At 74.5% G+C, this 14,189-nt stretch carries 2 protein-coding genes and 1 pseudogene; all 3 read right to left on the bottom strand.

Annotated elements, in window-relative coordinates; all coding sequences use genetic code 11:
• Positions 1 to 6: 6 nt before the first annotated feature.
• A pseudogene (locus tag BLW14_RS01020) lies at positions 7 to 6,569 on the bottom strand (hypothetical protein); the annotation flags it as partial.
• Between the two features lie 73 nt (positions 6,570 to 6,642).
• Entirely contained in the window at positions 6,643 to 12,576 is a 5,934-nt protein-coding gene (locus BLW14_RS01015) for a type I polyketide synthase (protein WP_093703340.1), read from the bottom strand.
• A complete protein-coding gene (locus BLW14_RS01010) occupies positions 12,573 to 14,156 on the bottom strand; it encodes a PfaD family polyunsaturated fatty acid/polyketide biosynthesis protein (RefSeq protein WP_093703338.1) in 1,584 nt (527 codons plus the stop codon). Before BLW14_RS01010 ends, BLW14_RS01015 begins: the two co-directional genes overlap by 4 nt.
• Positions 14,157 to 14,189 lie beyond the last annotated feature (33 nt).

Here is a 14,189-nt window from a genome sequence, read left to right as displayed (position 1 = left end):
TTATCCTCACCCGCCCGCCGCCGGGACCACCCGCATGCCCAGCCCCCGTACCCGGTAGATGCAGATGTCGTCGCCCCACAACGTCGCGTCCGCCACCGCGTAAGGACCCCGTGCGTCCCGGCCGCTCTCCACGATGTCCATGTCCACCCGGATCAGCCGGTGGGCCGGGGTGATCTGGCCGCGGTACGTCCACGCCGTCTCCCGGTCCGGCAGCACCGGCTCGAAGCGGGGACGCGGCATGCCCTCGGCGGCACCGCGTTCGAGCAGATGGAACTGGAGGAGCTGGCACATCGCCTCGACCCCCAGAGAGCCCGGCTGCACCGGGTCCTGGAAGAAGTGGGCCCGGAAGAACCAGGCCTCGGGGCGCACATCCTTCTCCGACCGCAGCCGCCCGAGCCCCGCACTGCCGCCCTCCGGCCAGTACCCGGTCACGCGGTCCAGCATCAGCAGCATGGGCCCCGGCAGACACAGCTCCCCGGCGCAGTAGCGGTCGGGCCGGGCGGTCAGTTCGACGGCCCGGTCGCAGGGCTCGGCGAGGCGGGCGCGGTCGTCCGGCGTGACGGGGACACCCTGCTGGTCGTGGAAGGCCGACCGGGGGAAGAACCCGAAGACCGTCTCCATCGCGAACACCGGCACGTCGTCCGCCGTGCAGGACACCCGGAACGACTCGATGATCATCTCCCCGCTGCGGGAGAGCCGTGTCAGTTCCGCCCGGGTACGCACCGTGCGCGTCGCCGGCGTCACCTCGCCGGTGACCGTGCCCGTCCCGTCGAGGTTGCGGAACAGCAGGTCCGCATCGGTGGTCAGCGCGCTGCCCACGTACGAGGCGAGCCAGCCGCAGGGTTGCAGCGCGACCTCCATGAGGACGGCGAACGGCATGGCGTGGCCACCGCTCTGCCCGAAGAACCAGGCGCGGTCGGGCACGTCGTACTCCGCGACGACACGACTGCCCTCCCGCATCCCGCCCTGCGGCCCGTCCACCGAGACGATCCGGCTCATGAAGTGGTACGGCGGACCGGGCAGCCTTGCCACACCACGTGTGCCGTCGAAGGGCTCGTACATCGGGCCGAACGCCTCGCTCGGCCTGCCCCAGGCGCACGCCAGCAGCGAGGGGTAGCCGAACCGGAAGCCGTCGGCCGCCGTGGCCACCGGCCTCTCCTCGCGATGTCCGACGAGACCGGCCAGCCGGGGGAGCGGCAGCGGGGTCCCGTCGGTCTGGACGGCGGGCGGACCCGTCTGCCGCCACTGCGTCAGGGGCCAGTCCGGGACCAGCCGCAGGGCCATGCCGCGTCCCAGGAACGCCTTCATCCCGTCCACGGAGCCCAGTACGTCGGCGTGGAGCGTCGGCACCGGACCGGCCGAGACACCCCGTACGAACACCTCGTAGACGACCCGCCCGTCCCCCGGGGTCGCTTGGCCCCGGCACATCGCCCGGTAGGGCTGCCCGTCCACCGGCTCGAAACGCCAGCCGTCCCGCGCGACCGTGTACCCCATGGCGGTCAGATAGAAGGCCATCGCCTGGAGCCCCCCTGAAGCATCAACGTGCCCGGCATGCAGGGGTCGTTGTGGAAGTGCCCGGCGAAGAACCAGTCGTCCGCGTCCAACGAGGTCTCGGCGCGCAGATAGCCTCGGCCCCACGGCCCGCCCGCCGGATCGAACTCGCTCACCTCGTCCAGCAGCCGCAGCCGCTCCCCGTCGAGCCTCGGCGAGCGGACATGGGCAGCGGTCGCCTCCCAGCCGGGTCCGAAGCAGTCCGCGAGCCGTCCTTCCGCCAGGGCCCGCAACGCCTCCGCGTCGAACCGGCTCCGCCCGCAGGGGACGGCCGGCGGGTCGAGCGGCAGGCCGTCGCCGGGCGGATGCCCGGCCGGATCCCACCGGACGCCGCCGCTGTCGGCCAGCTCCTCCGGGGTGAAGAAGCCGGCCTGGCCCTCGCGGACGCTGAGCCGGAGCTCGCCGTCGACGAAGCAGTCGTAGTGGAAGAAGGCGAGCCGCACACCGTCGGCCTCCGCGTGGCCGTCGATGTGGATCTCGAAGCGCAGGGTGTCACCGGCACCCGGCGGGGCACCGTGGAAGGTGACCTCGCAGCCGAGCAGCCGGTAGGCGCGCTCGCCCCGGTTCAGGAGGTCGGCGCCCAGCCAGCTGAGCAGGAGCAGATCGGCCTGCCCGGCCTCGATCAGCAGCCCGGACGGCATGCGACCCGTGGAGTCCAGATACCAGCTGTCCGGCAGGATGTCGGTCTCCGTCCAGATCCTGCCGTCGGTGCGCACCGGCCCAGGCAGGGTGAGCGCCCCGGGCACCGCGTCGATGCCGGTGACCCGGTCGGCGAGCAGCATCGGCGGTCCGGGCATGCGCGTCTGCACCGCGTATCCGTCCTGCTCGGCGAAGCGGGGACCGAACATCGCGGAGATCCTCCCCTTCGCGAGGTACTCCAGCTGGGCACGGTCGAACGCCGGCCCGGGCATCGGGTGCGACGGCGCCGGTGCGGCCGGGGGGTCCGAGGGGCGTGCCGGCCCTCCGGGCCCCGGCGGCTGAGGGGCCGGCAGGGCGAGCGGGGCGGCCGTGCGGCGCACGGTGGGTGCGGCCGGGTGTACCGGTCCGGGGGTGCGAGCCGGCGTCCCGGTGCGCGTCAGCGCCGCGAGGGCCAGCGCCGACGTGCGCAGGAAGCGCCGGTGGCTCTCGGTGTGGAGGGCCATCACCTCCTGATGCAGCTCGGCGGCCCGCGAACCCAGCCGGGCGACGGCGGTCCGAGCACCCTCGGCTCCTGCCACGGGGGAAGGCGCCGCACGGTCCGGACGCTCCTCCACGACGCGGGTCCGTGGCACCGGAAAGGCCGCCGGCCGTCCCGGCCCGGGGGCCGGAACCGGAGCCAGCCGGGGCGCCCGGGGAAGGACCGGCACCGGGGGTTCCACTTCGGGCAGAGACGGCGGCGCGACCGTCCGCAATGTCACGGTCGGACCGGGGTCCGGCAGCTCCGATGCGGCATCCGCGAGCCGCCCCGGCAACTCCTCGGCACGCACCGGCACTCCGGCGACGACCAGCTCGGCCACCGCGAGGCACGGCTGCCGCAGACCGGTGTCCTGCGGGGAGTCCAGAGCCACCGCCACATGCTCCCGGTCGCCGAGCACCCGCCTGATCCAGCCCGTGCACAGCTTCTGCGGCCCGTGCTCGACGAAGACGCGGACCCCGTCCGCCCACGCCTGCTCGACCGTGGCCGCGAAGTCGATCGTGCCCATGCCCTGAGCGGTGATCGCGTCCGCCGCCCGGTCGGCCGTCGGCACGTACGCCTGCCCGGTGGCCCCGCTGTAGAACCGCACCCCGGGCACCGGCGACGTGGGCCGGTGGTGGGCCGCTCGCCACACCTCGCGGACCTCCGCCAGCTCCGGTGCGTGGGCCGCCATGTCGTAGTCCAGCTCGACGGCGAACTCCGCGCCCAGCCCCGCCACGACGGCCGCGCACGCCCGGGACTCGCCGCCGATGACGCACACGCCGGGGGCGTTCACCGCCATCAGGTGGACGGCCCGCTCCCCGGCGAGCGCGGCGCGGACCGCTTCCGCCCCGGCGCCGACCAGGTAGCTCGACCACCGGGAGCCCTCGATGCCGTGCCGCTGCCAGTGGCGCCGGACCGCCCGGAGTTCCCTGGTGAGTTCGGTCGTGAACAGGCCGCTGTCCCGGGTCGCCTCGTACAGCCCCGTCGCATCGGGCCAGGCCCCCAGCGCGACCAGTGCGGTCGACTCGCCGGAGGAGTAGCCGAGCGCGGCATCCGGACGAAGGCCCAGCACCTCCCGGCTGAACACGGTGTGGCAGACCGCCAGTTCGGCGGCGGACCAGATCTGCCGCAGCACCCCGTGGCGCGGCCCGGACCGGAACCGCGTACCGACGTCCTGATGGGTGTCCCGTACGGTCTCGCCGAGCGAGGGCAGCGCGAGCATCAGCTCATGGCCCATGCCCTCGTACGCGGCCGAGCCGTTGGTGTAGACGAACGCCGTTCGCCCCTCGACCGGCCGGTCCCGGTACCGCACACCCGACGGCCTCGCCCCGCCCCCGGTCAGCCAGCGGCGCGCCGCCTCCGCGCGCTCCGCCGGCACACGGCCGTCCTCGGTGAGGAGCGCAAGCCGCGCCGGCCCCGCAGCGGAGCGCACACCGGAGTCCAGCGCGGCCAGTACCTCACGGCGATCCGCACCGGAGTACACATGCAGACCCGGGGCCCGCCCCCGCAGCCACGGCCGCGCGTCGCCCGCGCGCAGACGTACGTGCACGGCGGGCCCCGCCAGCGGTGCCACCTCGATCCGTGCGGTGCGGGGGACCGCCCCGGTGTCGGCGGGGCCGTCCGGACGGGGCACGGCGCGGTGCTGAAGGGCGAGCGCGGCGACGGCGACCGAGACCAGCCCGGACGCGGCGTGAGCGCGCCCGAAGGCTGCCGACGGGTCGAACACCGCGTCGGGGCCGTCACCGATGACCATGTCGGGCTCGTCCTCACCCCCCTCGTCGAGCAGCGCGACGACCGTGTCACCGTCCCTGCGCGCGGTGTCCAGGAGCTTGAGTACGAGAACGACGGCCGCGTCCCCCGGCTCGCTGCCGTGCCCCAACTCCCGCAGGGCCTCCCGGTGCACCGCCTCGCAGGACAGGTCGGCGGCGCCCACGAGCGCCGCGTCGGCCTCGCCCGCACGCAGCGCCCGGGCAGCGAGTTCCAGGGCGACCGGCCCCGACGCCTCCTCCGCCGACACCGTGAATCCGGGTCCGCCGAGGTCGAGTTGGGTGCTGATGCGGTTCGCCGCGAGGTTCGGCATGCTTCCCACCACCCCCTCCGCCGTCATCGCCGGGGCGAACGCGTCCCGCGCCCGGCCCACCGGCACGGCGCCCGCCTGCCCGCCCTCCTCCAGCCAGTGCGGAACCCGCCAGCGGGCACCCGCGCGCGCCACCTCCGGGTCCACGCCCATCCCGATGACCACCATGGTCCGCTCACGCGGCAGGGACACTGTCCTTGCGGCCTCCCGGGCGGCCTCCAGCACCAGGAGCTGATGGCGTACGGTCCGCTCCAGGGCCAGCGGCGGGAAGCACAGGTCCTTCAGCCCCACGGCGAACTCCGTGACCGGGCCTCGCCGTTCGCCGCCGAGGACGGCGCGGCGCAAGTCCTCGGCGGACGTCCCGTCGCCCACCCGGGCACCGATCGCCACGACGGCCACGGGTTCTCGGTTCCGCGATGCCGCCGACGCGCGTGCCGGCCGGGGCACGGCGGGCCGGACCACCTCGTCCGGATGGTCCACGATCATATGGGCGTTGGTACCGCCGAAGCCGAAGGCGCTCACCGCCGCCCTCCGCCGGCCCGACCACTCCTCCGGCTCCGCGAGCACCCGCAACGGTGTGCCCGCCAGCGCGTCCAGCGGCCGTCCTCCGCCGCCCGGTGTCGCGGGACGCACCCCCGCCCGCAGCGCGCCGAGCACCTTGAGCAGGCCGGTCATGCCCGCCGAGGCCAGCAGGTGCCCGACATTGGACTTCACGGAGCCGATGGGCATGTCACCTGCGGCCCCGAACACCTTCGCCATGGCCCGCGCCTCCACGGCGTCACCGACCGGTGTCCCCGTCGCGTGGCACTCGACCAGCCCGACCGACTCGGGGGCCACGCCCGCCCGTTCGTACGCCAGACGCATCGCCCGCACCTGGCCCTCCTCGGACGGGCTGACGAGTCCGGCGCCCCGTCCGTCGTTGGAGAGCCCCGCACCCCGGACCACGCCGAGCACCGGAAGGCCGGCGGCATGGGCATCCGGCAGCCGCATCAGGGCGACGAACCCGGCGCCCTCGCCGTGCACCAGCCCGTCCGCGTCCTGCTGGAACGGGCGGCACCTGCCCGTACGGCTGGTCGCGGACAGCGCGCAGAACCCCACGTGGAGGTAGAGGGGGTCGGGCCGGCTGACTGCACCCGCCACCATCAGGTCCGCCGTGCCGTCGTGCAGCCGGTCGCACGCCAGCTTCACCGCGTACAGCGAAGAGGCACAGGCGGCATCGAGGGACCACGCTCCCGCCCCGAGCCCGAGCGCCCGTGCCGCGAGCGCCGCGGGCAGCCCCGAGGAGAAGCGGTTGCGGGCATCGGGACGGGCCCGGCGCGCACCTCTCAGCAGGGCGTCGCGCAACGCCGGCCGCTGCGCGGACAGCCATACGTGCTCGGCGAAGGCCGCCCCGGACTCCGTCGGGTACGACAGGTTGCCCAGCACCAGGCCCCCGCGCGGCAGCGCACCGAGGCGGCCCGCTTCGGTGAGGGCCTGCCGTGCCCCGTACAGGACCCAGTGGAACAGCGGGTCCAGCGCACGGATCTCCTCCGGAGCCATCGCGAAGCCGCGCGGGTCGAAGACGGACTCGAACCCTTCGACGTAACCGCCGGTCTCGCTCCACGTGCGGTCCACGGAGTCGCCCACCGAGCCCATGACCTGGGGGCGCGGGACCCGCCAGCGCCCCGCCGGGGCGGCGGACAGGCTGGTGCGGCCGGCCGCGATCCCGGCCCAGAACGTGTCCGGGTCCAGAGCGCCGGGCAGCACACAGCCCCGGCCGACGACGGCGATCGGTTCGAAATCCATACGGGTGCTCACTCGGTCGGCGGAGAAGGCGGAGAAGGCGGAGAAGGCGAGGGAATCCGGGAGGGCGTGCCGCTCAGGACGGGCGGAGGACGAGTTCCACGCCGACGAGTTCCAGCAGGACGCTCCCGTCGGCGTCGATCAGCGCGGCGTCACAGCGTGCCCCCGTGGCATGCGTCTTCCGCCCTCGCACCACACACCGGACCGTGCCGTCCACCGGACCGCGCCGGTGCGCCCGGCACTCCGCGACCGCCATCGGCAGCGTCCGCGCCCCGAGCGCCGTCTCGGCCCAGAGCAGGCAGAGCTGGAGCGCACCGTCCACCGCCGCCGCGTCCAGCGGCCCTTGCGCGCCCGGCCAGCCCAGCGCGCGCAGCCCCGCGACGACCGCCTCGGCACCGTGTTCCGAGACGCCGTTCACCGTGCGCAGGGCGTGGAACCGGGGGCCGTGGAAGAGAGCTGTCCCCTCGTACGGGCCGGCCGCGTCGAGCGGCTTCAGGGCGTCGGGTGCGTCCCAGGCGTCCGGAGCCGGCAGGTCGTCGGCGGTGTCCAGTACGGCCCGGTAGTACGCCGTGCCGTCCTCGCCCCGCAGCTCCGCGTCGAGCCCCCGCGGCGCACCGGGCGCGCCCCGGCTGCCGAGCACGGTGAGCCGGTGGCCCGCCCCCGCGAGGTCCGGCAGGGCGCACGTCCGGTACACGCGCAGCTCCCGCACGACGAGCGGGCCGGCGGCCGGGAGCCAGGCCGCGGCGGCCCCGGCGAACCAGTCCAGGGCCGTCGCCACGGGCAGCACGGGGACGTCGGCGGGCGCGTGGTCCGCCAGCTGCGGCAGCGAGTCCGCACGGACCAGCACCTGGGCACGGGACGCGGCACCGGCCGGCGCGATCGCCGCAGGGTTCACGCCGGCCACGAGGACGACCCTGGGCTCGCAGGCCGGCCCGGCCAACTCGGCCGTGAACGCGGCGGCACCCTGCGTCGGCGGGATGAGCGGCACGCCGGACCGGCCGAAGTGTGCCGCGAGGGAGGGCGTGACCATCCCGCCCTGCCACGGCCCCCAGGCCACACACCGCACCAGGCAGTCGGGGCGGGCGGCCTGTTCGGCCGACGCGACCTGGTGCAGGACCTCGTTGGCCATGGCGTAGTCGCACTGCCCCGGGTTGCCGAAAACGGCGGCCACCGAGGAGAACAGGACGATCGTGTCCAGGGGATCGTCCGCCGTCGCCGCCAGCAGGGCCCGCAGCCCGTCCACCTTTGTGGACATCACCGCCCCCGCCTGTTCGTCGCTCTTCTCCGCGATGCTTTTGTCGGCCAGCACCCCCGCACCGTGCACGATGCCGGTGACCGGGCCCCACGCCTGGCGTACGTCACGCAACGCGGCGGCCAGGGCGTCGGCGTCGCGGGCGTCCACCCGGACGTACCGGACCGGTGATCCGGCCGCCTCCAGGGCGGCCAGCGTCGCCCGCACCTCGCGCGCGGCCAGGATCTCCCGGGCCCGCGCCGCGATGCGCGCGGGTGAGGCGTCCGTCCCCGTCGCGTCCGCCCGTTCGGCGAGCAGGCGGGTGAGCGAGGGCTCGTCGGACGCCGCGTCGAGCCCCGCGGGTTCGGCGTCAGGGTCGGTCCTGCCCACCAGCACGATCCGGGGACGGTGAGCCTTGGCCAGATCGAGGAGGGCGGCGGCGGTCACCCCGCGCGCGCCGCCGGTGGCCACGAGGACCGACGCCGAGGTGATCCGGCCTTCCCCGTCAGGCGCCACCGGAGCGGGGACCAGGTGCGGGACGGTCCGTGAACCGTCGGCCCGGAGACCGACCTCCCTGTCGGCCCCGCCTTCGAGCAGTTCCCGTACGACCGTCTCGGCGACCTCCTCGTCGTCCCGGCCCGCCCGTTCGCAGTCGACGACCCTGCACGAGGCGTCGGGCCACTCCTTCGCCGCGGTCCTGACCAGTCCGGCGACCCCACCCATCCAGGCCCGGTCGGGCGTGCGACCGCCGAGGCCGAAGTCGCCCCCCGTGTCCTGCACGGCTACGAACACGACCTCGCCCCCGGCCGCCGCCCGCTCCGCCACCGTGCGCGCGGCGCGGAGCGCCGACAGGTGGAGCTCCCGCGCGTCCTCCGGTGCGCTCGACGAGGTGAGGCCGCCGAGATGGATGACGCCCCGTGCGTCCGGCGGCACCTCCGCCACGGCGGTGGCGTCCACCCCGCGCTCCGCGAGCTTGCGGGCGACCAGTCCGGTCAGCCCGCACCCGTCGGAGCCCTCGCCGGTCACCACGACGGGGCCGTCCAGCAGACCCGCCGTCACCAGGCCGGACGCCGGTGACTCCACCAGAAGCGGCACCAGCCGCGTAAGCGTCACGTCCTCCGAGGGCTCGGTGCGCTCCACGACACCGGAACCAGGAGAAGCCGCAGGCACGTCGTCGGGCGCGGTCACGTCACCGAGCGCATCGACGATCTCTCGCAAGGTGCGAAGCCGCCCCAGGCGCCCGACGTCGCCCGTCGCGAGGTCGCCCACCTGACGGCGGACGGCCGACAGGATCTCGACCCGCTTGATGGAGTCGACCCCGAGGTCTGCCTCCAACTCCATCTCCATGTCGAGCATTTCGGCCGGATAGCCGGTGAGCCGGGCCACCACCGACAGGAGCACCTTCTCCAGCTCCTCCGGTGAGAGGGACGGGGCCACGTGGGAGGCTGCCGGAGCATGCGGCGTCGGCACGGCAGGTGCCGGTGGTACGGGCACGGACTCCGGAGCCGGAGCGGGCACGGTCACCATGGGTGCGGGTGCGGGTGCGGGAACGGGCGCGGTGACCACCACGCTGTCCGTCTGCGGCGCGGGGCGGGGAAGCGGGACAGTGAGCGCATCCCCCTGCAGCGGTGCGCCGAGCAGCGCGGCCATGCTCGTCTCGGTCACCCGGAGGAATGCCATGTGGCTGTCCACCAGCATGCGCTGACACGCCGCATGGGCCTCCGCAGTCTGCCGGTGCACCTGCTCGACGGCCGCGTACACATCCGGGCCCAACGAGGCGGCGGCCTCGGGCAGGGGGACGGTGGCGTGGGCTGTCTCGACGGTCTGCGGAGGCGCGGGGTGGGCAGGGGCGTACACGGGCACGGGCGCGGGTTCGGGTACGTATGCGGGCGAGGGCCCGCGCTCCGGCTCCGCCGCACGGGGCGGCGGAAGCTGACTGTGGTTGGCTCCGCTGATCTTCACCGTCATTCGGGGCTCGCGCTCCTTCGCTGAGGTTTCGGGCAGGTCGTAGGACGCCCAGAGAGCGCCGAGTTCGAGGGGGACACCGCGCACGGCGAGTTCGCCGAGCGCCGTGTGCAGGCCGTCGGTCCCGGCCCGCCCCGGCCCGTCCAGGGATACGGCCGCGTGCGGGCGGTCGCCGAGGATCTGCCCCGTCAGAACGGCCAGCGCGTTGCCCGCACCGACCTCGACGAAGGTCCGCACCCCGTTCGCGTACATCGCCTCGATCTGGTCCTGGAAGAGCACCGGCGAGGCGAGATGGTCCGCAATCCGGCGGCGCACCTCCTCGGGATCCGAGGGGTACGGTGCCGCATCGGCGTTGCCGTAGACCTCGATCCGGGGCTCCGCGAGCGGCACCGAGCGCAGGTAGGCGGCCAGCGGCTCGGCGGCGGGAGCGACGACCGGACTGTGGAACGCGGTCGACGTGGCCAGCCGCCGGGTCGCCACACCTTCGGCGGCGAACGCCTCCCCGGCGCGGGCGACGGCGTCGGCAGCGCCCGAAAGCACCACCTGGCGAGGCGAGTTGTGGTTGGCGGGCCAGACATCTTCGTACGCTCCGGCGGCCAGTACCTCCGCGACATGCGCGTGGTCCGTCGCGACCGCCAGCATCGCGCCCGGTGTGCCCGCCGCATCCCGCATCAGCTCACCCCGGCGCCGGGCGAGATCCACCAGCGCCCCGGCGTCCAGCACACCGGCGCAGTGCAGCGCCACCAGCTCACCGAAGCTGTGCCCCGCTACGCAGTCCGGGCGCAGCCCCAGCTCCCGCACCACCTCCAGCAGTGCCAGCGCGTGCACCGCCAGGGCCGGCTGCGCCCACTCGGTGGCGTCCAGCAGCGCCCGCCGGGCCGCGCGCTCCTCATCGGTGAAGGCGGGCGGCGGGAACACGACCCGGTGCAGCGCCCGGCCGTCGAAGCAGGCGCCGCCCAGCCCGTCCCAGACCGCCTGCGCGGCCGGTGACAGCATGGCGACCCCGGAGCCCATCCCCACGTACTGCGCACCCTGGCCGGGAAACAGGAAGCCGATGCGACCGGGAGAGGGTTCCCCGTACGCGTAGCGGGTTCCCTGCGGTGTGGCGAACGCCGTGCCGGGCCGCTTCCGGATCAGCGCGAGCGCCTGCTCGTACTTCTCCCGCAGGTCGTCCCCGTCGGCGGCGACGATCGCCAGCCGCACCGGGTCGGTGGGGGAGAAGGACCTGTGGCTCTCCCGGGCCAGTGCGGCGAGCGGGCGGCCCGCGTCCGTCGGCGGCGGTACGAGGGCGGCGGGGGAGCCACCGCTGAACAGGACGAGTTCGCTGGGCGCCGTGCGGTGGCGCGGGGCCACGCGGCCGCCGGCGCCCGAGGGCACGTACTCCTCCAGCGTGACGTGGAAGTTGCTGCCGCCGAACCCGAAGCTCGACACCGATGCCCGGCGGGGATGGTCCGGCGGCCGTACCCAGGGCCGTGTCTCGGTGTTCACGTAGAACGGGCCGTCGGGCAGGGCAGCCGCCGGGTTGGGGCGCTCCACCTTCACGGTCGGCGGCAGCACCTGGTGGCGCAGGGCCATGACCGCCTTGAGGAGCCCGGCAGCGCCCGCCGCGCACTTGGTGTGGCCGATCTGGGACTTCACCGACCCGATCGCGCACCACTGCCCGTCCGTACGGCCCGAGGATCTGAACACCTCGCTGAGCGCCGCCAGTTCGGCGGTGTCACCGGCTTTGGTCCCGGTTCCGTGCGCCTCGACCAGCTCGACGGTGTCCGGTCCGTAAGCGGCGTCCTCGTACGCGCGACGCAGGGCCCGCGCCTGGCCCTCGGGCAGCGGGGCGTAGATCGCGGTGCTCCGGCCGTCGGAGGAGGTGCCGATGCCCCGGATCACCGCGTGGACCCGGTCGCCGTCCCGCTCCGCGTCGGCCAGCCGCTTCAGGGCGTACATGACGACGGCCTCGCCCAGCATGGTCCCGTCCGCCTCGGCGGAGAACGGCCGGCAGTCGCCGCTGGGGGACAGCGCGGGCGTCTTGGAGAAGCACAGGAACATGCCGATGTCGTTGCCGGTGTCCACACCCCCGCTGATCACCAGGTCGGCCCGGCCGAGCGCCAGCTCGCCGACCGCCGTGGAAAGGGCGGCCAGCGAACTGGCACACGCCGCGTCCGTGGTGTGGTTGATGCCGTGCAGGTCGAACCGGTTGGCGATCCGGCCCGCGACGACGTTGCCCAGCAGACCGGGGAACGTCGACTCCCGCCACGGCTCGAACCGGGCCGAGATCAGGTCGCACACCGCCTGCGCCTCGGCCTCGGCGAAGCCGCTCTCGCGGAGTGCGGCGAGCCACACGGGGCGGTGCGTCCGCCCGTACATGTGCGGCAGGAGTTCCAGGGCGGCCGCGCCGAGGACCACACCGGTCCGGTCCGGGTCCAGCCGTGCCCGGCCCCCGGCGTCCGCCAGGACCTGGTCGGCGACCATCAGGGCGAGAAGCTGCGAACTGTCCGTCGAGGAAAGGGCGGTGGGCGGAACGCCGTACGTCATCGGATCGAAGCCGACCTCCGGCAGGAAGGCGCCCCGGCGGGCGTACGTCCGGTCGGGGGCGGCCGGGTCCGGGTCGTAGTGGTCCTCCACCCGCCAGCGGGACGCGGGGACGTCGGTGATCAGGTCCCGCCCACCGGACACGATCCGCCAGTACCCGGCCGCGTCCGTCGCACCGGGCACCAGAGCGCCCACTCCGACCACGGCGACGGGATGGCGGCTGAGGAGGGAGGAGGAACGCACGGACTCTCCTGAAGGTGTGGGCTTCGGCACGCCGGGGCCGCTCATGCCGGCTCGCACGGCGCGTAGGCGAACGCCTCGGGAGGCAACGGGACGCCATGGGTGCGGAGTTGATGGGCGCGCGTCAGCACGGCCGCGCCTTCGAGCAGGTTCAGGGCGATCCCGACCACGGTCCGGTTCGCCGGATCGGCCAGCGGTGTGCCCGCTACCCACCGGTTGAAGGAGCCCATCGAGGGTCCGCACCAGATCTGGTAGTCGGTACGCCGTGACGACTCGCCGTCGATCGCCCACCGGCTCGAACTCCCCAGGTACCAGCGGAAGACCAGCGCCATCCGGTGCTTGGGGTCGGCCTCCGCGCGGGTGATCTCCGATGGGTCGCGCCGCTCCCAGAACTCCCGTGTGTGCTGCCACACCTCGTCGAACGAGGCGCGCAGCACCTCGCGTTCGAGCCTGACGCGCTGGGCGGAAGGGATCCGCTCCAGCGCGTCGTACGCCCGGTACGCCTCGTGCAGCCGGCCGGCCAGCTGGGCGAACATCGTGCCCCGCGCGAGCACTTGCAGCTTCACACCGAGTTCGAACATGTCGGCCGCGGGCGCCATCGCCACGTCCGCGATGTCCGCGTCGCACAGCATGGCCTTGGCCTCGTCGGACAGCCCGGCCTCGACGGCGGTCTGGTTCACCGACCCCACCACCACGTACGACGCGCCGAGGGCGAAGGCCGCGGCCACCGCGTCGGGTGTGCCGAGGCCGCCGGCCGCACCGATGCGGACCGGCCTGCGATAGCCGTACCGCGCGCACACCTCGTCGCGCAGCGCCGCGATCCTCGGCAGCAGCACCGACAACGGCCGGTTGTCGGTGTGCCCGCCGCTGTCCGCCTCCACGGTGATGTCCTCGGCCACCGGTACGCACGCGGCCAGCTCCGCCTCCTCCCGTGTCAGCCTGCCCTGCGCCACGAGGGAATCCAGCAGACCGGCGGGGGCGGGGGAGAGGAACCGCTCGGCCACCTCCGGCCGGGAGACCTTGGCGAGCATCCGCGTACGCCGGACGACGATACCGTCCGCGTCCCGGCGCAGCCCCCGGGCGGAACACCACACGACGGCCGGGGTCAGCTCCATGTACGCCGACGCGGAGACGAGGGGGACACCGCTACGGACCAGGAGTTCGGCGACCCGTGACTCCAGCTCCGGCTCGGCCGGTGAATGGATGAGGTTCACTCCCCAGTTCCGCCGCCCGCCCAGCTCGTCGACGAGTGTGCGGACCGCCCGCTCCACCTCCGGGTATGCCAGACCGCCCGCGCCGAAGAAGCCCAGCATGTCCGCCCGTGCCATCGCCACGACCATGGCGGTGGTCGCGATACCGTTCGCCATTTCACCGGCGACATAAGGGAACCGGACCCCGTGCGCCTCGCAGAAGGTGCGCCCGCCGAGCCACTCCGGGTACAGCGGCGGCAGCGTCGCGAGCACCCGGTCCGGCGGCACGGGACCGCATGCGAGCCCCAGCTCACGCCCGTCCGGCCCGCCGACGAGATGGACGGGTTCCCGGATGCGCCGGGCACAGGCGGCGATCCCGTCGAGGGTGAAGGCATCCGGGGGCATCACCGGGGAGCCGGAAGCTGCGAGGACGGACACGGAGAGGCTCCAACGGGACAGGGGGCGGGCTGG

This window comes from Streptomyces sp. 2131.1, assembly GCF_900105515.1.
GTDB lineage: Bacteria > Actinomycetota > Actinomycetes > Streptomycetales > Streptomycetaceae > Streptomyces > Streptomyces drozdowiczii.
Note: the sequence above shows the minus strand (reverse complement) of the source record. Positions and strands in the feature narration are given on the sequence as shown.